This window comes from Rossellomorea sp. QJM3NY_18 (genome assembly GCF_056173145.1).
In genome coordinates, this window is record NZ_CM149659.1 from 2,681,926 (window position 1) to 2,704,246 (window position 22,321).

Annotated in this window: 15 protein-coding genes; 1 reads left to right on the forward strand and 14 read right to left on the reverse strand. The window is 45.5% G+C overall.

The genetic code is table 11. The features are described from left to right. Positions 1-159 precede the first annotated feature (159 nt). The 13 genes from AC0VXY_RS13850 to AC0VXY_RS13910 form a co-directional block, all read right to left on the reverse strand. On the reverse strand, positions 160-597 hold the full coding sequence (locus tag AC0VXY_RS13850; protein ID WP_034758093.1) for a BrxA/BrxB family bacilliredoxin: 438 nt from the start codon (positions 595-597) through the stop codon (positions 160-162). A 99-nt stretch (positions 598-696) separates the two neighbouring features. After that, positions 697-1,752, reverse strand: coding sequence for a methylmalonyl Co-A mutase-associated GTPase MeaB (gene meaB / locus AC0VXY_RS13855; RefSeq protein WP_435990205.1), 1,056 nt, complete (start codon positions 1,750-1,752; stop codon positions 697-699). Beyond that, entirely contained in the window at positions 1,752-3,908 is a 2,157-nt protein-coding gene (scpA, locus tag AC0VXY_RS13860) for a methylmalonyl-CoA mutase (protein WP_475525556.1), read from the reverse strand. Before scpA ends, meaB begins: the two co-directional genes overlap by 1 nt. After that, positions 3,895-5,673 carry a methylmalonyl-CoA mutase family protein gene (locus tag AC0VXY_RS13865; RefSeq protein WP_475525557.1) on the reverse strand — a complete coding sequence of 593 codons (1,779 nt, stop codon included), beginning with the start codon at positions 5,671-5,673 and terminating at the stop codon, positions 3,895-3,897. The genes scpA and AC0VXY_RS13865 overlap by 14 nt, the downstream gene beginning before the upstream one ends. Positions 5,674-5,900: 227 nt before the next feature. Next, positions 5,901-10,253 (reverse strand): S8 family serine peptidase, encoded by a 4,353-nt coding sequence (locus AC0VXY_RS13870; protein ID WP_475525558.1) that lies wholly within the window; start codon positions 10,251-10,253, stop codon positions 5,901-5,903. Between the two features lie 513 nt (positions 10,254-10,766). Then, entirely contained in the window at positions 10,767-12,080 is a 1,314-nt protein-coding gene (locus tag AC0VXY_RS13875; RefSeq protein ID WP_475525559.1) for a dihydrolipoamide acetyltransferase family protein, read from the reverse strand. 46 nt (positions 12,081-12,126) lie between these two features. Beyond that, positions 12,127-13,110 (reverse strand): alpha-ketoacid dehydrogenase subunit beta, encoded by a 984-nt coding sequence (locus AC0VXY_RS13880; protein WP_060672234.1) that lies wholly within the window; start codon positions 13,108-13,110, stop codon positions 12,127-12,129. A gap of 14 nt (positions 13,111-13,124) precedes the next feature. Continuing rightward, positions 13,125-14,123 carry a thiamine pyrophosphate-dependent dehydrogenase E1 component subunit alpha gene (locus AC0VXY_RS13885; protein ID WP_435990200.1) on the reverse strand — a complete coding sequence of 333 codons (999 nt, stop codon included), beginning with the start codon at positions 14,121-14,123 and terminating at the stop codon, positions 13,125-13,127. Positions 14,124-14,194: 71 nt separating this feature from the next. Further along, complete coding sequence (lpdA, locus tag AC0VXY_RS13890) at positions 14,195-15,619, reverse strand: dihydrolipoyl dehydrogenase (RefSeq protein WP_475525560.1); 1,425 nt, start codon at positions 15,617-15,619, stop codon at positions 14,195-14,197. Positions 15,620-15,638: 19 nt separating this feature from the next. Further along, the gene (gene buk / locus AC0VXY_RS13895) at positions 15,639-16,760 is read right to left on the reverse strand and encodes a butyrate kinase (RefSeq protein WP_475525561.1); all 1,122 of its coding nucleotides are present in this window, start codon (positions 16,758-16,760) and stop codon (positions 15,639-15,641) included. Positions 16,761-16,895: 135 nt separating this feature from the next. After that, positions 16,896-17,993, reverse strand: coding sequence for a branched-chain amino acid dehydrogenase (gene bcd / locus AC0VXY_RS13900; RefSeq protein WP_034758065.1), 1,098 nt, complete (start codon positions 17,991-17,993; stop codon positions 16,896-16,898). Between the two features lie 42 nt (positions 17,994-18,035). Further along, positions 18,036-18,944, reverse strand: a complete 909-nt coding sequence (gene yqiS, locus AC0VXY_RS13905) for a phosphate butyryltransferase (RefSeq protein ID WP_435990197.1) — start codon at positions 18,942-18,944, stop codon at positions 18,036-18,038. A gap of 135 nt (positions 18,945-19,079) precedes the next feature. Continuing rightward, complete coding sequence (locus AC0VXY_RS13910) at positions 19,080-21,146, reverse strand: sigma-54 interaction domain-containing protein (RefSeq protein ID WP_475525562.1); 2,067 nt, start codon at positions 21,144-21,146, stop codon at positions 19,080-19,082. Positions 21,147-21,271: 125 nt separating this feature from the next. On the opposite strand from AC0VXY_RS13910, the gene AC0VXY_RS13915 reads away from it, so the two are divergent. After that, positions 21,272-21,511: a DUF2627 domain-containing protein gene (locus tag AC0VXY_RS13915; RefSeq protein WP_060672228.1), complete on the forward strand. Its 240-nt coding sequence runs from the start codon at positions 21,272-21,274 to the stop codon at positions 21,509-21,511. A 13-nt stretch (positions 21,512-21,524) separates the two neighbouring features. On the opposite strand, the gene AC0VXY_RS13920 is transcribed toward AC0VXY_RS13915, so the two are convergent. Beyond that, positions 21,525-22,259, reverse strand: coding sequence for a glycerophosphodiester phosphodiesterase (locus AC0VXY_RS13920; RefSeq protein WP_475525563.1), 735 nt, complete (start codon positions 22,257-22,259; stop codon positions 21,525-21,527). Between the last annotated feature and the right edge of the window lie 62 nt (positions 22,260-22,321).

Genomic DNA, 22,321 nt, shown 5'->3' on the forward strand with positions numbered 1-22,321 from the left:
GTTTTCTGAAAATTAATATGTTGGTATTGACTATTTCAGTTGGATTAACAATAGTGGTTGGTGTATTTTATGCATGATATATGCATAATAAGTAATCCTCCAAAAATAAAAAAAACGTCAAGTTTCTCACTCTAACAGTAAGAAACTTGACGAAATTTTTTATACCTCTTCGCAATACTCATCAAAGTATGATTGAAGTTTGTTTACAACGGACATTGGATCATGTCCTTCGATCTCGTGTCTTTCAACCATCGTCAGTAGTTTTCCGTCTTTCAATAGGGCGAATGACGGTGAGGATGGCGGATAACCTGTGAAATAGCTGCGTGCTTTCGCAGTCGCTTCTTTATCCTGTCCGGCGAAAACCGTGACCAATTGATCCGGACGCTTATCGAAGTGAATGGAATGAGCGGCTGCGGGACGGGCGATTCCTCCTGCGCATCCACAAACAGAATTGACCATGACCAGTGTTGTACCTTCTTTAGAAAAAGCCTGGTCCACTTCTTCTTCTGTTGTCAATTGCGTATACCCTGCTGTCTCGATTTCTTGACGGGCCTGGCGGACAACGTCGTTCATAAATAAATTGAAATCTATATCCATGCTTGAACTCTCCTTTAATCGCTGACTTAATCATATCTCACAAAAAACAAGAAGATCTGATATACCCCTATCATAACAATTTCAAACCCTATCTTTCAATCAAAATGAACGATTCCCATCGAGTATCGCTTGTTTATATTGTGTCAACAATTCTTCCACCGCTTGGGAAGTGGTAAAATCCCCAGTTCTCACCCTGTCTTCCAGGCGGGGGAGAGATGACTTGATGTGCGGATGGAAGAAGAAGTCTGACAGTATTCTTTCTTTCAGCATCGTATGGAACCATTCCTGTTTCTGGAGAAGCCTTCTTTCCTGGAATACACCCTGTTCTTTTGTCTGATCTTCGAATTGTTGGACCACATCCCAAAGTTCCTTCAATCCCTCATTTTTCAATGCCGAACAGGTATAAGCCTTTGAACTCCAGCCTTTTGTGGCAGGAATCAGGAAGTGAAGGATTTGATTGAGCTCCCTCCTCGTCTTTTCCGCGAGAGGCTTATTCTCTCCATCTGCTTTGTTGACGAGCAACACGTCGGCAAGCTCCATGATTCCTTTTTTCATTCCCTGAAGCTCGTCTCCCGCTCCCGTAATGACGAGCAGCAGGAAGAAATCAACCATCTGTCTGACCATGACTTCACTCTGACCGACCCCAACGGTCTCTATGATGATGAGGTCATACCCTGCGGCCTCGCATAAGAGGAGGGTTTCATTGGTTTTCCGGTGGACTCCTCCAAGCGTCCCTGCCGTTGGGGAGGGCCTGACAAAGGCACGGGGATTCTTCGATAACTGCTCCATCCTCGTTTTATCGCCTAAAATGCTGCCACCTGAAATAGAGGAGCTTGGATCGATGGCGAGAACGGCAACACGGTGTCCATCGTTACACAACATCTCCCCGAATTGTTCGATAAACGTACTTTTCCCCGCTCCAGGCACACCAGTAATCCCGATCCGGAAGCTTTTACCGGTATGGGGGAGGAGTTCTTGAAGTAGCTCCTGTCCCAACGCATAATGCTCTTCCGCATTGCTCTCTATCAACGTGATGGCTTTCGCTAAGTGACTGCGGTCACCGTTCAGGACCCCACTCTTTAAGTCACTGATCGAAACGGGATCCTTTTTCTTTTTCACAAACCTCTTCTTTCGTCCCGACTGATGATCTGTCATTATTCAGCCACTTCCTCATAGCCGAGCACTTCATAAATTTCTTTGATCACTTTTTGTGCGGCTACGGGAATGATCGTTCCAGGGCCAAAGACGGCAGATGCCCCATTGGTTAAAAGGAAATCATAGTCTTTCGCTGGAATCACCCCGCCGATGACGACAAGGATGTCTTCCCTTCCAAGTTTCTTCAGTTCCGCAACTAATTGAGGCAGAAGCGTTTTATGACCGGCGGCCAATGAGCTTACCCCGATGACGTGCACATCGTTTTCAACGGCCTGAAGAGCTGTTTCTTCAGGTGTTTGGAACAATGGCCCGATATCAACGTCAAATCCAAGATCGGCAAATGCCGTGCTGATTACTTTCGCGCCCCTGTCATGGCCGTCCTGCCCCATCTTGGCAATGAGGATACGGGGTCTTCTTCCTTCGTTCTCCAGAAATTCTTCCGTCATCTCTTTCACGACGTTGATTTCCTGTTCATTTGAGAAATTCGCACTGTACACCCCGCTTATACTCCGGATCGTCGCTTTATGCCTTCCGGAAACTTTTTCTATTGCATCGGAGATTTCTCCTAAAGTGGCACGTGCCCTTGCCGCATCTACGGCTTTTTCAAGGAGGTTCCCTTCGCCTGTTTCTGCAGTTCGCGTCAAAGTTTCCAGAGTTTCAGTGACTTTATCTTCATTTCGTTCTTCTTTCAACTTCTGGATCCGTTCGATCTGCTTCTGTCTGACCACCGTATTATCGATGTCCAGTGTTTCAATCGGATCTTCTTTATCCAGACGGTATTTATTCACTCCGATGATGGACTCGTCCCCTGAATCGATCATTGCTTGTCTTCTGGCAGCAGCTTCCTCGATGCGCATCTTTGGCAGGCCCGTTTCGATTGCTTTCGTCATGCCTCCGAGTTCTTCGATTTCTTCAATATGCTCCCATGCCTTTTCCATCAGTTGATGAGTCAGCGTCTCGACATAGTGGGAACCGGCCCATGGGTCGATCACTTTCGTTATGCCTGTTTCTTCTTGAAGATAAAGCTGGGTATTGCGCGCGATACGCGCCGAAAAGTCTGTCGGCAGGGCAATCGCTTCGTCAAGGGCATTCGTATGGAGCGACTGCGTATGACCCATCGCAGCTGCATGGGCTTCGAGTAACGTACGGATGACATTATTATAAGGATCCTGTTCCGTCAAGCTCCATCCGGATGTTTGGGAATGGGTCCTGAGCGCCATCGATTTAGGATTCCGGGGGTTGAATGTCTTCATCATCTTCGCCCAAATCCTCCTGGCCGCCCTCATCTTGGCCACTTCCATGAAATAGTTCATGCCGATGGCCCAAAAGAATGAAAGTCTCGGTGCAAAGGAATCGATGTCGATCCCTGCCTGAAGTCCGGTCCTGACATACTCGAGACCATCCGCCAGCGTATAAGCAAGCTCAATATCAGCAGGTGCCCCGGCTTCTTGCATATGATACCCGGAAATGCTGATGCTGTTGAATTTCGGCATATGTTTGGATGTATACTCGAAAATATCCGCGATGATGTTCATGGACGTTTCAGGTGGATAGATGTACGTATTCCTTACCATGTATTCCTTTAAGATATCGTTCTGGATCGTACCGGAAAGCTTCTCCTTCGACACACCCTGCTCTTCTGCCGTCACGATATAAAAAGCAAGGATAGGCAGAACAGCCCCATTCATCGTCATGGAAACGGACATTTGATCAAGGGGGATCCCGTCGAACAATATCTTCATGTCCAGGATGGAATCGATGGCGACGCCCGCTTTACCAACATCCCCTACAACCCTTGGATGATCCGAGTCATATCCGCGGTGAGTCGCCAAATCAAATGCCACCGACAACCCTTTCTGCCCCATACTTAAATTTCTTCTATAAAAAGCATTGCTTTCTTCAGCGGTTGAAAATCCCGCATACTGCCTGACCGTCCAAGGACGATTCACATACATCGTCGGATACGGCCCCCTAGTGTACGGAGCGAGGCCGGGTAAATCTTCTCCATGCGAAATATTTTCCGAGTCTCTTTCTGTATATAAAGCTTTTATATCGATTTTTTCATTCGTTTCGTAGGGAGTGCCGGTAAGAGGAAGGTCCCCCGCTGCCCCCACATTCGAATACGGGTTAATTTGTTGCCAATCAGGCTTCCTCATTTTCTTTCCCCTCCTCCCAAATCGTTAATAGTGCATCAAGTTTTTCAAGTATGTTTTGTTTGTTGTAAATGGAACCGTTCAATCCCTTAAGGATCCATTCACTTCTATTTTCCTCAGGAATTCTGCCCGCCAAGTCAATCACAATGGAAGAATCAACGAGATGGACGGCTTCAGTGATCATTGAAAGTTTATGGAGATATTCTTCGTCCTTACCGCACACCACATAGTACGGATACCGGGTTTCTTCCACGAATTGCAGGATATCTTCCTTGGAGAAGCAATCCGTACTTTGATGCGTCTGAATGCCTCCCGTCGCTAAAAATCCTTTTACAAAGTCGGCACGGGGCTTATACGTTTTCAGTTCGCCTAACCCGATCAGGCCTGCAGTGGGATGATCTCCGAGTTTCTGTGCCCGCTCTCTTACTCTTTCAAAAGGAAGAGAGAGCCGTTCTCCCGCTGCTGGAGAAATCGGAAGGGTCTCTTCCAGATTTGCATAGATGTTCGTCCCGATCATGGAGTTCTTCCGGGTGGCCAGGTCCTTGATGCGGGCGTCCCTTACTACTCTTATCTTCTCTTCTATCGATCCATTAGCAAGGAGGGCAAGGATCCCACCCTCTTTATCAACCTGCTGGAATTCTTTCCATGCACGCTTTCCTACTTCATCTGAAAGCCACTCTACATAATAAGAACCGCCACCAGGGTCCAGGACCTTATTCAAATGGGCTTCTTCCCCCAGGACAAGTTGAGTGTTTCTGGCAATCCTTTCAGCAAGGGGAGTCAATTCGCCGCTCACCTCATTGAACGGGGCTACGACAAGATAATCGACCCCTGCGAGGATAGCAGAGAATGCTTCCCCACCTCCGCGTAAAATGTTGACATAGGAATCAAGGGCCGATTTGTTGAATCGGGAGGTCTCTGCACTGATGCTGATGGATTTTACGATACTTTGTTCATTCAAGCCGTAAGAGGTTAAGACTCCCTGCCACAGTTTCTTAAATGCCCTGATTTTCGCGATTTCCATAAAGAAATGACTTCCTATTGAAAAATGGAAGTGTAAGGTTTGGGCAGCCTTCTCGATTTCCCACCCTCTATCCTGAACAGCCTCCAAATAAGCAACGCCTTCACTCAGTGCATAAGCAAGCTCCTGTGTCCCACTTGCTCCCTTATTATGATAGGGAGCTGAATTCACAATCAGGGCTTTAACCCCTGTCAGATCCATAGTCGATCCTTCGACAACATTCAGCCACCGTTCCAATCTGCTTTCATCGTTCCATCCTTCCTCTGAGATGGGGTCGTATCCAATAACGCCTGTCGTCTCCATCTTCTCCGGAATGTCCTTCATACCATGGATGGCTATTGATGTAGCCTGATCAATCGAAAAAACAGGAGCATCAAATTCTCCCATATCGTTCATGAATGGCACGAGGTCCTGAGCCTTGTCCAGGTCCCCAATGGAAAACGACAGACAGTTTTGCCCCCGGGACAATGCATCCCTCACGGCTGCTGAGAGTTCTCCCCAGGATTCCCTTTTGATTGGCTGGGCAATGTACCATTTATGAGTTCGTTCCAATTTGTCATCAATATTCGGGATATAATCTTTCACCCTATCAATTTGAGGTGCGTCTTCCGCTAAAAATAATGGTTTAAGATCAATATTTTCATATGTGCTTGTATGTAAGGAACTTATTCCCTTCCCCTTTAACGCTTTTTCAGCAGCTTCCTGCCATTCTGACAGTGTATGACGACTGAATGATTGACTTTTCATATCACTAAGCTTCATAATACCCCTCTTCCGCAAATCATTTTTGTAATCGTTTACATAACGTTTCATAAAAATTTTTCTAAATAAACAAGCGTCTCCTTTGAAAATTCAAAATGTTTATACTAATACTATTTTAGTATATAAAAAAAAACGGCTTTCTTCAATCTCTCAGAAAAATGAGTATAAAAAAGAAGAAGAGTTGGACGGCCCAACTCTTCTTCCCACTATGCTTATTTTTTTGAATTGATATACAATTTACCTTCAGCACGCTGAGTCGTTACATTTCCATAATCATCGGAAATCTTCACTTCAATCACGGCTCCCGGCGCCTTTACATTCGAGGTGGCCGTATAGTAACCTTCATAATGACCTTCTGACGTTTCCATCATTGGAAGTTCAGTGGCATTTGTCACTTGGGATCGTGCATTTGTCAGAGGCATCTGAATGACAAATGTCGCGTCCAATCCCGGCTCACTGTCAAATTCGATCTTGACGGATTCGCCCTTCTTCAGTTCTTTATCTTCTGCGGGAAGAAGATTGTCAATTTCAATGTCACCGAATTTCGCTAGTACTGTCACTCTTTGTTTCTTTTTGTTTCCTGCTTTATCTTTCGCGAGTACCTCAATGACATTTTCTCCTTCATTCAGTAGAATTCGATGACTGAACTCTCCGTCCTTAACTGTAGCTTTCCCACCATTCACTTTCACCCATGCAAGATTTTCATCCGCGATGGTTCCTTTAACCGTGATAGCTTCACGATTTGTTTTCATGTCATCTTCCGGTGATGTGATGGCGAGTTCCGGCTTCACTTGATCAAGTGTTACCGTCACTGCTTCCGATGGCCCCGTCATGCCCTGTTCAGTCGCTGCCTTTGCGGTTAATACATTCTCACCATCATGGAGGGAGACATCAGCAGAGAATGTTCCATCCTCACCAGTATCGGCTGTCGTTACTTCTTCCTCTCCATTAAAGAGATGAACGGTCGTAGTCGGTGCAGAAGTCCCTTCAACCGTAACGGAATCCTTATTCGTGAAAGATCCATCCTTCGGTGAAGTTATGACTGGTGACGTCACTTCATAATTCACAGTTGCGCGAATCATATAGTTCCCTTCATCTTCCGGTGCCAGTGACCAGGCTCCACCGACGAACTGCCAGCTCCTTGCGGCATATTCTCCATCTTCATCCGTTCCAAGGCCTGGTGCATTTGGATTTGGTGCAGATTGGATGTACACCATATAGAAATCACCTTCGACCATGATGCCGTGCTCGCTGAGATCCACATGCGTCCATTCACCATTACGCAACGCGGTTCCATCGAATGGACCAGCGATTTTCTTACCTGGTGCCCCGTCTGGTCCAGAAGCGTCATAGACGGCAACCTGGAATTCTGTTCCTCCTGGCACAGGCCACTCTGTGTCCCAGAAGCGGAATAGTCCGCCTGTCACCAGTGCCGTGTCATTGCCTTCTTCAAGGGACATTTTCACAGCCCAGCCGTTACCAGCATCATAGAATGCCCGTGCATTTTCTGCTGTTCCATCATCGTACCCTATTTCTCCTGGATAGCCGATGAATGGTTCTAAGGATACATCGGCGGTTGTGACTTCCCCGCCTTCCACTGTGACGCTCATTTCCTTACTGTAATAGTAAGGCGCAACCACTTTAAGGGTGTAGTCCCCTTCGTAAGCTTCTAATTCATATTCTCCATTGGCATTTGTTTCAACCGGCTCTACTACGGCATCTTCAAGAACGAAGACCGTTGCTCCTTCAACCGGTTCTCCCGTTACTTCGTTCGTGACGGTTCCGGTAATATTCCCTTGAGGGATTTCTTCAAGGGTGAAGTTGGCCGTAGATGTTTGATCGGCTTCAATCGTCACACTTTGTGTTTCGGATCTGTAACCGTATGTGGATGCCTGCAATGTGAATTCACCTGCTGCATGAGTCATTTCATATGATCCATCTGCAGGATTTGTATAAACGGAACGACCCGTTTCCAATACACTTACCTCTGCTTGTAGCGGAAGAAGGACAGGAGCTGGACCTGATTCATCCGTCTTATCATCTTTCTTCACGTCATTTTTCACTGTAATCTTAGCTGGATTTACACTTGGCTTTTTCGATACAGAAGATGATTTCTCATCCTTCGATTTCAGACCAAGATTCATTTTCTTGGCTGGAAGATTTGATTCCGCGCTAAGCTTCACATCATCAAGGTACCAGCCTTGTTTTGTGACACTTCCATCGGAGGTAACGTTGAAGGCAATGTATACACGTTGACCTGCATACTGACTCAGATCCACTTCACCGTCTACCCATCCTTCAGTATTTCCATTCACGCGCAGTGCCTGTGTCCACTCTTCACCATCAGTGGATACAAACACATGGCCGTAGTCATAGTTGCGTTCCAGTTCATGCCACTGTTTAAATTGCAGGAAGCTCTCTCCTTCAGGTAAATCGATAGGAGGCATCTGAAGTGACATATTCGCACTATTGTCATACGTTCCGTCTAAGTTGGTGGCATATACTTTTTCCCCTGAAGAAGCATTTCCAGGGCCATTTGCCGGTACGCCCCACTCCCAGCTGTTCCCTGGACCGTACGATGTCCAGCCAGTCGGATCTCCTTCAAAGTCCTGCTCATATCCAACTGTGATACCCGGTAACAGGGTCACCGTATAACTTTCAGATTCGACTTCATTACCACCGAAGTCCGTTGCAACCCACTTGTACGTGACCTGATCTCCTGTGAGATCCTCACCCGGGATGACCGCTTCGTACGTTCCGGATGTGTAGTCGCCTGAAGTTCTGCTTGCTTCGACTTCTACCCATTCACCGTCCTGATTTTGATAATTCAGGGTAACATTTGTCACACTTACATTATCACTTGCTTCTGCCCGTAATGGCAGATTCATTTCTTTGAATGCTTCTTGTGGTGCCTCATGACTGATGACAGGAGCTTCCGTGTCATCGCCTTCTTTTGAAACCTGTCCTTTCACCTTTCCGATTCCGCTCATGACGGAGGATACAGCATCAAACGCATTGACCAAGCCGTGTCCATACCCGTTATTTGGAGATTCCGGGAATGTTCCGTCTGTTAAAGGGACAGCGGTGGACATAAGGATTTCTTCGATTTCATCTACCGTTAAGCTTGCATCCACTTGTCGCAACAGGGCAGCGACTGCCGTTACGTGTGGTCCAGCCATCGATGTTCCATTCCAGCCTCCTTCATAATTGCCACCTGGAACGGAAGATCGGATATTTACTCCCGGTGCGGCAATCTCAGGCTTGATTTCCTCATAAGGAGAAGGTCCCTGTAATGAGAAGCTTCCCAATTGATCGTTGATATCCGTTGCACCTGTTGCGAATGACTCAGGGTAGTTAGCCGGATTCGCAATCGATCCTGGTCCTCCCGGATTGAATAGCGTTGTATTTCCTGCAGAGAACTCAGGGAATATTTCTGCCGCTCTCCACGCACTGACCATATCCCGGTACCATTCATCGAGGCCGGCTCCACCACCCCATGAGTTATTGACAGCATCTGGAGCCATTTCAGGATGAGGATTTCCTTCAGCGTCTTTAGGTGCCAGAATCCATTCTCCCGCTTCCAGTAAGTCTACATCCGTCCCGCCATCGGCCGTGAACGCTTTGACCGCGATCCACTTGGCACCCGGCGCTACCCCGATTTGATTGCTGCCATCAGGCTCAGACCCGACCATGGTACCGACAGTGTGTGTTCCATGACCCTGATCGTCATACGGCGCACTCTGTCCTGCGGTTGCATCAAACCAGTTGAATTCGTTGTCCGGTGAATCCGGGTTCTGAGGGTCATACCCTCTATATTTTTCTTTTAATGCCGGGTGATTCCACTGTACCCCGGTGTCAATGGAGGCGATGACGGTTCCTGCTCCATCGATTCCCATTTCCCAGACCGCCGGCGCTCCAACCCGATCGATATTCCACTCGATCGATGCCGGGGTTTTTGGGGCTTCTTTATCCAACACTGCAGATGAAGAGGCTTTTGCCTTTGCCGGCTGGATAATTTGTCTCGTTTCATTTGGCAGGATTTTTTCCACTTCCGCAAAGGTTGAAATCTTTTCCATGACTTTCTTCGTACTTGTAACGGCCATTCCGTTTACAACATAGAAGTCTTTGATTTCCTTTACTGCACCTGACTTCTTCTCTTTCGCTAAGTATTCTTTCACTTCTGCTTGAGATTCAAGGGCTTTAGCGCGAAGCTCTGAGACGACCATATTCCGTTTTAATAATTTCTTATTATTAGCAGACAGTTTCTGCTTTTTCGCTGTTTCAGCCGCCTTTTTAGATACTGCTTCCGTATCTACCTTATCCTTGAATTTCACTAAGTATGTGACCTGTTCCTTTTTCTTAAATTGTTCTTGTAATGTGGTTGTGATTTTTGATTGTGGACTTACTTTTGCTGACTCATTCGCTGATGTGGATGGCTTTTCTTTCGATAGAGCCGCTTGTGAGGTATTCGCCGCCCCTGCATAGAATGGAAACATCAAGGGGACAAACATGACTAAGGTGAGTACAATGGATAACCATCTTGCCTTACGTTTTCTTCCTGACATCTAATTCCCTCCCAGTCTTTTTATAACTCTATTCACCCGTCACCTCCTTCGAACACCAACCTTGGAAAATAGTAGGTGTTAAACCAAAGATAACCAAGTGTATATGTAAAATGTTGTAAGTTACTGTCGAAATAAATCTGAAAATTCAGTAATTGGTTGAAAAGTCACGAATCCCGTTTTTTTCATAAGGATAAAGGCACTCTTATAATATAACTTCAGGAATATTCCAGAGTAATCCTCAGATTTAGTAGGATGAAAGTGGAGGTTATGCCTCTTTTAATAAGTGAAGGAAAGAAAAAATGAGCGAGAAGTTTCATAGGGGGAATATTCTTAATGAAGAACCAGAAATACGACCTACATAGTAAATTGAAATGTCATATTAAAATATTCTTCCAGTTATATTCAGGTGGTTTTTCCCGGGTTTCAGTGAGTACGAACCTTGTTTAATAAGTCATTCTATCTAGCTGCACAAAAAAATAAGGACCAACCTCTCAGGGTCAGTCCTTATCATTATTAATAGACAGATGTATTTTCTTTCGAAGTGTTTTCTAAGATTTCTTTCACGCGCTGAAGGAATCTTCCACATACCAATCCGTCAAGTACTCGGTGATCGAGTGACATACATAGGTTCACCATATCACGGACGGCAATCATCCCATTATTCATGACAACAGGACGTTTTACGATCGATTCCACTTGAAGGATCGCGGCCTGTGGATAATTGATGATACCCATCGATTGTACCGAGCCAAATGACCCTGTATTATTCACCGTAAATGTTCCGCCCTGCATATCCTGGGAGGTCAATTTACCGCTGCGGACTTTTCCTGCAAGCTCGGTGATTTCTCTTGCGATTCCTTTGATCGTTTTTTCGTCAGCATTCTTAATCACAGGAACATAAAGTGCATCATCTGTGGCTACTGCAATGGAAAGATTGACGTCCTTCTTCTGAACGATTTTGTCTCCAGCCCACATGGAGTTGATTTGTGGGTACTCTTTAAGAGCCTGGGCGACAGCTTTCACGAAAAATGAGAAGAATGTCAGATTGAATCCTTCACGCTGTTTGAATTCTGTCTTAAGTGAATTCCTGTAGTCAACAAGGTTGGTTACATCCACTTCCATCATCGTCCAAGCATGAGGCGCTTCATGTTTACTGCGTACCATGTTGGAGGCAATCGCTTTGCGGATGCCTGAAACCGGGATCTCAATATCACCAGGGACGACAGGAACAGTCGCTGCAGATGCTTGTTGTTTAGCCGGTTGTTCTGGTGCAGATTCTTTTACCGGCGCTTGTTGTGGAGCCTGAGCTTCATTCTTAAGTGCAGGTGCATCTCCAGCTTTCGGGATTGAGCCTGATTCGATGATCTTCTTTAAATCTTTACGGGTGATCCGGCCGCCGTTTCCGGTGCCTTCCACTTGATTCAAATCGATATCGTGCTCTTGGGACAGCTTTAATACGGCTGGAGAATACCTTGCTTTATTTCCGCTATCTCTTGAAGGTGCCTTAGGCTTAGCGGGTGCCGACCCTTTCGCTTCCTCTTTAGGCTCTTCTTTCGGAGTTTCTTCAGCAGGGGCTGCGCCTCCACCTTCAATCTCGATGGAGCAAATGATTTCCCCGACTTCAAGAGTGTCCCCTTCATCAGCAATTAATTCTTTAATGGTACCCGAGAATGAAGATGGCACTTCTGCATTTACTTTATCTGTTTGAACTTCTGCAATCGGATCGTATTTATTAACGGTATCACCAGGTGACACCAACCATTTACTAATTGTACCTTCTGTAACACTTTCCCCTAGCTGAGGCATTTTCATATTTTCAATACCCAATGAGGAACCCTCCCTACTGCTTTGGTTTAATTGGTGTTGACTGTGATTAAAATTCTGCAAGTTCACGCATTGCTTTTTCTACTTTGTCCGGGTTGATCATGAAATATTTTTCCATAGTCGGTGCATACGGCATAGCAGGAACGTCTGGACCTGCAAGGCGTTTTACCGGGGCATCAAGCTCGAACAAGCAATTTTCAGCGATGATCGCAGAAACTTCACCCATGATGCTTCCTTCTTTATTGTCTTCAGTCACAAGAAGTACTTTACCTGTTTTAGACGCTGCTTCAATGATTGCCTCTTTATCTAACGGGTAAATGGTGCGTAAATCCAGGATATGTGCTTCAATTCCGTCCTGAGCCAGTTTTTCAGCCGCTTGAAGGGCAAAGTGAACACATAAGCCGTATGTGATGACTGTAATGTCTTCCCCTTCACGCTTCACATCAGCTTTTCCAATTGGAAGCGTATAATCATCCTCAGGCACTTCTCCTTTGATCAGACGATAAGCTCGCTTATGTTCAAAGAATAGTACCGGATCTTCGTCGCGGATGGCCGCTTTCAATAAGCCTTTCACATCATACGGAGTCGAAGGCATCACAATTTTCAATCCGGGTTGATTGGCAAAGACGGCTTCGACGGATTGTGAGTGATAAAGCGCTCCGTGCACTCCACCGCCATAAGGAGCTCGGATGACCATCGGACAGCTCCAATCGTTATTCGAACGGTAACGAATTTTAGCCGCTTCAGAGACGATTTGGTTTACGGCAGGCATGATAAAATCAGCGAACTGCATTTCTGCGATCGGTCTCATACCATACATGGCCGCTCCGATCCCGACTCCGGCAATGGCTGATTCAGCAAGTGGCGTATCAATGACACGGTCCTCACCAAATTGATCATACAAACCGTGAGTCGCTTTAAATACTCCACCTTTTTTCCCTACGTCTTCACCAAGAACGAATACTTTCTCATCACGTTCCATTTCTTCTCTTATTGCCATGGTTACGGCATCAATGTATGAAATTACTGGCATGATTGAATTCCCCCTTACTTCTCTTCTGCGTAAACATACTTCATAGCTGATTCTGCTTCAGCATATGGAGCGTTTTCTGCATAATCCGTTGCTTCATTTACAAGCTTCATAATACGATCATTGATTTCTTTCTCAATGTCATCATTCATAACGCCTGTCTCTTTCAGATAAGCACCAAATGTGATGATCGGATCGTTCGTTTTCGCTTTTGCCACTTCATCCGGTGAGCGGTAGCTTCTGTCATCATCATCAGAGGAGTGGGGAGTCAATCGATAAGACACCGTCTCAACAAGCGTTGGGCCTTCTCCGCGACGTCCACGATCAGCGGCTTCCTTCACGGCTTTGTATACTTCGATTGGATCATTTCCATCCACTGTGATTCCAGGCATTCCGTAACCGATGGCGCGGTCTGACACATTCTCACACGCCAATTGTTTTTCAATCGGAACCGAAATTGCATATTTATTGTTTTCACACATGAAAATAACAGGAAGTTTATGTACACCTGCAAAGTTTGCCCCTTCATGGAAATCTCCCTGGTTGGAAGACCCTTCTCCGAACGTGACAAACGTCACAACATCTTTCTTCTCCATTTTACCGGCCAGAGCGATACCAACGGCATGAGGCACTTGAGTCGTCACAGGAGATGAACCCGTTACGATATTATTCTTCTTTTGCCCAAAGTGACCAGGCATTTGACGACCGCCTGAGTTCGGGTCTTCTGCTTTCGCAAAACCTGATAGCATCAATTCCTGGGCCGTCATTCCGAATGTCAATACAACACCCATGTCACGATAGTACGGCAGCACATAATCCTTTTCACGGTCCAGGGCGAATGCAGCACCAACTTGAGCCGCTTCCTGCCCCTGACATGAAATAACAAATGGGATTTTACCCGAACGGTTCAGTAACCACATGCGCTCATCGATTTTTCTGGCAAGCAGCATGGTTTCATACATTTCTAATACTTTCTCATTTGAAAGTCCTAACGCTTCATGACGATTCTCAGCCATTTTATTTACCTCCTACACAATCTAATGGTTAGGAAGGTAGAGAAGATCTCTACCTTTCCTGAATTTTCTTATTAAGAGTGAATTGCCTTTCCATCTACAGCTAGAGCGGCTTCCCCGATCGCTTCTGACAGGGAAGGGTGAGGGTGGATGGTATGGGCGATTTCCCACGGTGTTGCATCTAATACTTTAGCAAGTCCCGCTTCTGAAATCATGTCCGTTACATGCGGACCAATCATATGGACGCCTAGGATGTCTTCGGTATCTTTGTCTGCGATGATCTTCACAAAACCATCGGATTCCCCGTATACAAGCGCTTTTCCGATCGCTCTGAAGCTGAATTTACCGACCTTAAGATTGTATCCCTTTTCTTTCGCTTCCTGCTCCGAGATCCCTACGCTTGCAATTTCAGGATTACTGTAGATGCATTTTGAAATGAGGGAATAGTCGATCGGATGAGGATTCTCATTCGCCATATGTTCCACTGCTGTGATTCCTTCGTGAGATGCAACATGAGCTAATTGAAGTCCACCGATGACATCTCCTATCGCATAAATATGAGATTCTTTTGTTTGAAAGAAATCATTCACCTCAATAAAGCCCTTTTCCACCTTAATATCTGTGTTTTCTAAGCCAATGCCTTCGACGTTCGCTTGTCTGCCTACAGATACGAGGATCTTCTCTGCAGTAAAGGATTTTTCTTCTCCTTTATGCTCCGCGTTTATTGAAACCTCTCCGTCCCCTTTATTTAAGGATTCAGGAAGCACCCTTGCACTTGTCACGATTTTAACACCCTTTTTCTTCATGAGGCGCTGCATTTCTTTTGAAATTTCATGATCTTCCGTTGGTACGATTTTATCAGCGTATTCAACAACTGTGACATCGACATCAAAGTCAGAAAGCATGGAAGCCCATTCGATTCCGATGACGCCGCCGCCAACGATGATGATCGATTTCGGAAGTACTTCGAGTGAAAGCGCTTCATCAGAAGATAAAACATATTCACCATCAATATCAAGACCTGGCAGTGAACGTGGTCTTGAACCTGTTGCCACGATAACATTTTTGGGAATAAGCATCGCGTTATCTTCGCCGTTGTTCATTTCCACGGAAATGGTTCCCGGCATCGGTGAGAAAATGGAAGGTCCGAGAATACGGCCGAGTCCTTCGAAGACATCGATCTTACCCTGTTTCATCAGATGTTGGACCCCTTTATGCAGTTGTTCGACGATTCCTTCTTTTCTTTCCTGGACCTTAGGGAAGTCAAGTTCCACTCCATTGATCTTCACGCCAAAATTTTCACTGTGTTTCGCTGTCGCATATACTTCAGCGCTGCGAAGAAGAGCTTTACTCGGAATACATCCTTTGTGTAGGCATGTCCCTCCAAGCTTTCCTTTTTCAACGATTGCTGTTTTCAACCCAAGTTGAGAAGCACGGATGGCAGCAACATAACCACCTGTACCCCCACCGAGAATGACTAAATCATATTCTTCTGCCAATCTTAAGTCCCCCTTGCTCTTATACTCTTGCTTCTTTTTTTACATTTCCCGGGTATACTTTATAGTCCTCTTCATCCCGTAAGACTCTTAAAGCCCCCTCAGCAAGAGCTTGCAGTTCATTTTCTCCTGGTTGAATAACGACATCCGCTATCCAGTTGATTCGTTCACTTATCGCTTTGACGAAATCCTTGCCGTACGCAAGTCCTCCGGTTAACACAATGGCATCGACTTTGCCATTCAGAACCGCACTTGCCGATCCGATTTCTTTCGCAATTTGATACGCCATGGCATCATAGACGGCTTTGGCTTTTTCGTCACCATTTTCTATCATTTTCTCTACCTTTACGGCATCATTTGTATTAAGATAACCGACCAGGCCGCCTTGACCGACAAGTTTCTTCATGATTTCATCACGGTAATAGTCTCCTGAGAAACAAAGGTCAACCAGATCGCCTGCAGGAACGGTTCCAGCTCTTTCAGGGCTGAATGGTCCGTCCCCGTGGAGACCATTATTCACATCCACGACTTTTCCATTCCGATGAGCCCCTACAGTGATACCACCACCCATATGAGTGATGATCAGATTAAGGTCTTCATATTTCTTCCCGATTTGTTTCGCCACTCTTCTTGCGACCGCTTTCTGATTCAACGCATGGAAAATACTCTTTCTTTCAATGAGTGAGAATCCAGAAACCCGGGCAAGGGGCTGCAGCTCGTCCACGACAACGGGATCGACGATATAAGAAGGAATATTTAATCCTGAGGCGATTTCAAATGCCAGGATGCCCCCAAGGTTAGACGCATGCTGACCAGAGAATCCTTCTTTCAGATCCTTTAGCATGTCATCATTCACTAAATAGGTGCCACCTTCTATCGGTCTTAGAAGTCCCCCGCGGCCGCATACGGCACTCAGCTTTGAAATATTGATCCCTTCTTCATCCAATGTCTGAAGAATGGTGTGCTTCCTGAATTCATATTGATCGATAATCGTTGCAAATTCATTAATCTTTTCTGAATCATGACGGATCGTCTTTTCGAATATAGAGCGATCATCATCAAAGACACCAATTTTGGTTGATGTCGAGCCAGGATTAATGACTAGTATTCGATGTTTATTTTCCTGCACTGTTGTTACCTCCATTTGGGCAGCTGTATTGTAATGTTTGCATGAAAGAATTTCCCCCTATGATAGATAACCCCTTACTCTGTTCGATGTTCCCCTAAACCGGGAAGAAACGCTTCACTTTTTCACAAAGTAAAGCGTTCTTTCATCTATTTATCCACGTCTGCTAAGAATATGGTGTCCATTTTGCAGGAACTGACTTCTTGAACGGTGCATTTTTTCGATGCGCTCTTCCGCCATACGGTCAGCAGCAACATATGTTGGGACATTGTCACGTTTAGCGATCTCAATCACTCGCTCTACATTGTTATATACCTGCTCCACTTTCTTCATCGCTCTTTCACTGTTATAGCCGTATAATTCGTCTGCTACGTTGATGACTCCACCTGCATTGATAACGTAGTCAGGTGCATAAACGATACCCATTTCATGGATAGCGTCACCATGACGAGTTTCTTTCAATTGGTTATTTGCTGCTCCAGCAATAACTTTCGCCTTTAGCTGTGGAATCGTTTCATCATTGATGATCGCACCCAGTGCACATGGAGCAAAGATGTCACAATCCACACCATAAATATCATTGATGTCCACTGCTTTCGCACCAAATTCATCAACGGCACGTTGAACAGCTTCTTTGTTGATATCCGTCACGATCAGGTTCGCCCCTTCTTCGTGCAGGTGGCGGCACATATTGTACGCAACATTCCCGACCCCTTGTACAGCAATTGTCTTCCCTTCCAGTGAATCGGTACCGAACGCTTCTTTCGCTGCCGCTTTGATTCCTCGATATACTCCATAAGCAGTCACAGGAGACGGGTTACCGGATGAACCGAACGCAGGTGAAATCCCTGTAACATAATCCGTTTCTTCGTGGATCAAGTCCATATCGGCAACTGTTGTTCCCACGTCTTCAGCAGTAATATAGCGTCCATTTAAACCTTGAATATAACGACCGAACGCACGGAACATTTCTTCGTTCTTATCTTTACGGGGATCACCGATGATAACCGTCTTCCCTCCACCTAGATTCAGACCGGCCGCTGCATTCTTATATGTCATCCCTTTTGCAAGGCGCAGGGCATCTTCAATCGCTGCTTCTTCCGATTCGTACGTCCACATACGGGTTCCACCAAGGGCAGGTCCAAGTGTCGTATCATGAATCGCGATGATTGCTTTTAATCCTGAAGCTTCGTCTTGACAGAATACCAATTGCTCATAGTCATATTGTTCCATATAGCTGAAAATTTTCATTATTATTTCCCCCTGTAGGTTTATATTTTTATCATTAAATGATTATTTATTAGAAGCAGAGCATATAGCCAGTGCCAATGAATATAATTTACTTTCTGCACTGTCTGCTCTGGATGTTAAAACGATTGGTGCTTTTGCTCCCGCTATGACTGCCCCTACTTTCGCCTTGGCAAAATAGATCAAGGATTTGTACAGGGCATTTCCTGTTTCGATCGTCGGTACGAGCAGGATATCCGCCTGTCCCGCAACCTCACTTTCGATCCCTTTATGCTTTGCTGCATGGTGGGAAACGGCATTGTCAAGGGCCAGTGGGCCATCGACCGTGCAATTTCGAATCTGCCCCCGCTGATTCATCATGGTGAGGGAAGCCGCATCGACTGTAGCCGGCATCGCTGGATTCACCACTTCCACAGCGGCAATTGGCGCTACTTTCGGCATGTCCACACCGATTGAACGGGCAACCCCGACGGCATTTTCAATGATTTGCGCCTTTTGCTGCAGGTCAGGAGAGATATTCATTGCTGCATCCGTAATAAAAGTCAGCCTTTCAAACCCGGGGACCTCAAATGCTGCCACATGTGACAAAACCTTACCAGTACGAAGTCCCCATTCTTTATTTAAGACTGCTTTCAAGATGACAGCAGTAGGGACGTTCCCCTTCATAAGAGTACTTGCCTCATTTTCCTTTACAGCCTTCACGGCAAGCTCCGCTGCTTTTTGAGGAGAGAAGGCATGCTTGATTTTTATACTGCTGTGAGATATCAGCTGCGGGGCAACATCTTCCAATATGGAGATGATTTCTTCTTTATCCCCGAACAGTAAAAAGTCAGTCATCTTCTTTTCAACCGCCATGGAAACAGCCACAAGGACTTCTTTATCTTCTGCAGCAGCGACTGCTACAGTGGAGTTTTCAATTCGGGTTGCTTTTTCCACTAAAGATTGTAGATTCATGTATGTCGTTTCAACCCCTTTTTTCTGTTATTATGTTCCCATACAACTACATGCAAGAAGCGTGCCAACTTTAAAAGCCTGAAAACGCTTTATAAAGTTAAAATAGACCCTGCAAACTATTTCTCACTCTGCAAATTATTTCATGCTATTTATTTCAATGTTATATTTTTCAATTTTATAATATAGGTTTCTCACTGATACATTTAATGCTTTAGCAGTAGCCGTTTTATTACCATTATTCTGCTCTAAAACGTTTTGAATTATATTTTTTTCATACTTTTCCACTTGGGATGCAAGATCTTCCGCTCCTTGATACGGAAGTTCAGCTACGTTGACAAAGGGTTTAGCTGTGTTTTCTAATTGAGGTAAATGCTTGCCATCGATTTGGACTTCATTGTAGTTCATGAAAATGATGGCTCTTCCCAGCACGTTCTCAAGCTCACGCACATTCCCCGGCCAATGATAATTCATCAGCTTGTTCATGGCTGCAGCCGTCACTCCTTCGACATTTCTTCCGTAGTCCTGATTGATCTTTGCAATCAGGGCTTCAGAAATGAGCGGAATATCGGATTTACGCTGCCTTAACGGAGGGATTTGAATTGGCATCCGGTTGAGGCGATAATACAGATCTTCCCTGAAAGATCCATCGGCTATTCCCTTTTCAAGGTTTACGTTGGTCGCAGCAATGACACGGACATTGATTTGGATCGATTTTGTCCCTCCAACCCTCACGATTTCATTTTCCTGCAGGACCCTCAATAATTTAGCTTGTGTATTGGCACTCAATTCCCCTATTTCATCGAGGAAGATACTCCCATTATTCGCCTCTTCGAACAAGCCACGTTTTCCACCGCGCTTTGCACCGGAAAAGGCACCTTCTTCATACCCGAATAGTTCGCTTTCCAAAAGGCTCTCCGATAATGCGGCGCAGTTGACCCTGAGGAATTTATTGAATTTACGGTCACTCGCATTATGTATGGCGTGGGCGAATAATTCCTTCCCAGTCCCTGATTCTCCGCGAAGAAGAACGGTAGCAGGGGTTTTCGCGCCCAGTTTGGCTTGCTCGATGGGGATCATCATTTCCTCTGAGTCACCAATGATATCCTCGAACATATACTTCGCTTCCAGCGTTCGGATGATTCTCCTCGCCCGGTCCAATTCCTGGGTAAGAGATTGTATTTCCGACATGTCATGAATGACACCGACACTTCCCTTTAGCTTGTTGTTCACGATGATGGGTGCTACATTCACGATGACTTCTTTACGGTTGGGGCCTACCCGCATCCTCGTCCCACGGATCGCTCTCCGTGTTTGCAGCACTTTCAAATGGATACTCTCCCCTTCAGAAATATCCGCCGTCGCAGGCTTCCCGATCACTTCTTCCCGGGGAAGTCCAGTGATCCTGGTGTAAGCCGGGTTAATCATGATCCCCTTACCCTCTTCGTCAACGACTGAGATTGCGTCGTCACTGGAATGGATGATGGCTTCGAGCATCGTCTGAATTTCTTTGAGGTTGGTTATCTCCTCTGCCAGATTCACCACTTCTGTGATATCTTTAAACACTGAAAAGGCACCGATGATTTCATCCTGTTCTGTGATCATTGGAATCCGATTGGAGATGATCTTCAATCCGTTCCCGAGTATCACTTCCTGATTGATTTCTGTCCGTCTTGTTTCGATCGTTCTGGTCAGCTTACTCTCAGGTATCACTTCAGAAATATGAAGGCCCATCACATCTTCCTGACTCTTTCCGATCATACGCTCAGCGCTTTTATTAAATAGCATGACGAGGCCTCGATCATCGATCCCGACCATTCCATCATCCGTTGAATTAAAGATAAGATCCCTCTTAAAGGACTCGCTCGTCAATTGATGGATTAAATCTTCTTTTTCTTCAAGGAGCTTCGAAATAAGGAAAGCCACGCTTCCAGGGATCAAGACTGTATTCTTTCCACGATGATCCCTTATCTGCTCAAACACTTCCTGTTCACCGGTCACCTCGATGACGATGTCTACGGAGTCACTGAGGAACGGTCTCCAATCTGTACCAACAGGGATGCCAAGTTCCTTTGAGAGCTTAATACCTGAAGCGTTATCATTTAAATCTACAACGGCAATCACTTTCATGACGGAAACTTCGTGGAGGATCTGCAGGATGGCTGTTCCACCCTTACCACCGCCGACAATTAGAACCTCTTGCAACTTTCTTCACCCCGAGACCTGCAATATTTTTCACATCCATAATGTTACACTACTTTTCGAAACTTGACAATTCTCTGCTTGGAGTTAGAATTTTAGTATGGAAACGAAAAGGAGTTATGCATCTCATGGTCCGTCTTATTGCCCTGATTATCATGTTGATCCCCGGAGCATTCGCAGCTCTTGGAATTAAGTTGATGAGAGATATGCTTTTTGGAATCCTGCAGCCTCCGATCCCTTATCTTTGGCTTCAGTTCATTATCGGGTTAGTTTTTTTTGTTTGCGGTTTGGGTTTCATTGCAGGTTTCGTCCTGCATCGTGATCGAAAACGAAATAAAGTTCAGTCCCGATTCAACAAGAAAGGCTAGCGCTTTGTATGCGCTAGCCTTTCTTATTTTCTCTCAGCTTCCATGCCTTTTCAGGATAGTCCGTGACAATTGCCGTACACCCTACATGTAACAGTCTCTCCATTTGCTCCACTTTATTCACCGTGTAAGGCCTGACGCCAACCCCATTACTCATTGCTTCAATAATTATTTCATCCGTTACTGCTTTCAGGTTGGGGTGTATCGCCTTCGCCCTTAATGACTGGGCATAGATCCAGGGCATGAATATGCGTGATGAGTAAAGCGGCGCGATTTCCACCGCAGGTTCCAGACTGTAACAGGCCACAATCGAATAATGATTAAAAGAAGAGATGATGATCCGGTCCTCGAATCCGAATTCCCTGATCAGTCCGATCACCTTTTCTTCCAGACCTTGATAATCCATGATACTGTTTTTCAACTCGATGTTACAAAGGAGTTCATTTCCCTTTAGCCACTGAAAGACCTCCCTCAATGACGGGACGCGATTTTTCTTGAATAGTTTACTCTTGAATTTAAAATTCGCCTGGAGCCTTTGAATTTCTTTTAACGTATAATCTTTGACGAACCCTTTTCCATTGGTCGTCCTGTCGACGGTCTCATCATGTATGACGACAATTTCTCCGTCTTTTGTCAGCTGAACGTCCAATTCGATTCCGTCAGCCTTCACTCTTTCCGCTTCATAAAAAGCTTCCATTGTATTTTCTGGATGAGTACCTGCAGATCCACGGTGAGCAAAAATCAGCGTCATACGTTCACTTCCTTCGCTTTTTCTATTTATGTATACTCTTTCACTTATAGAATTTAATTGAC

Coding starts and splice junctions, on each gene's coding strand:
- meaB (WP_435990205.1), bottom strand. CDS start 1,752: ATGACAGATCATCAGTCGGGACGAAAGAAGAGGTTTGTGAAAAAGAAA.
- AC0VXY_RS13850 (WP_034758093.1), bottom strand. CDS start 597: ATGGATATAGATTTCAATTTATTTATGAACGACGTTGTCCGCCAGGCC.
- AC0VXY_RS13865 (WP_475525557.1), bottom strand. CDS start 5,673: ATGAAAAGTCAATCATTCAGTCGTCATACACTGTCAGAATGGCAGGAA.
- AC0VXY_RS13920 (WP_475525563.1), bottom strand. CDS start 22,259: ATGACGCTGATTTTTGCTCACCGTGGATCTGCAGGTACTCATCCAGAA.
- scpA (WP_475525556.1), bottom strand. CDS start 3,908: ATGAGGAAGCCTGATTGGCAACAAATTAACCCGTATTCGAATGTGGGG.
- AC0VXY_RS13880 (WP_060672234.1), bottom strand. CDS start 13,110: ATGCCAGTAATTTCATACATTGATGCCGTAACCATGGCAATAAGAGAA.
- buk (WP_475525561.1), bottom strand. CDS start 16,760: ATGGAGGTAACAACAGTGCAGGAAAATAAACATCGAATACTAGTCATT.
- AC0VXY_RS13915 (WP_060672228.1), top strand. CDS start 21,272: ATGGTCCGTCTTATTGCCCTGATTATCATGTTGATCCCCGGAGCATTC.
- bcd (WP_034758065.1), bottom strand. CDS start 17,993: ATGAAAATTTTCAGCTATATGGAACAATATGACTATGAGCAATTGGTA.
- AC0VXY_RS13870 (WP_475525558.1), bottom strand. CDS start 10,253: ATGTCAGGAAGAAAACGTAAGGCAAGATGGTTATCCATTGTACTCACC.
- yqiS (WP_435990197.1), bottom strand. CDS start 18,944: ATGAATCTACAATCTTTAGTGGAAAAAGCAACCCGAATTGAAAACTCC.
- AC0VXY_RS13885 (WP_435990200.1), bottom strand. CDS start 14,123: ATGGCTGAGAATCGTCATGAAGCGTTAGGACTTTCAAATGAGAAAGTA.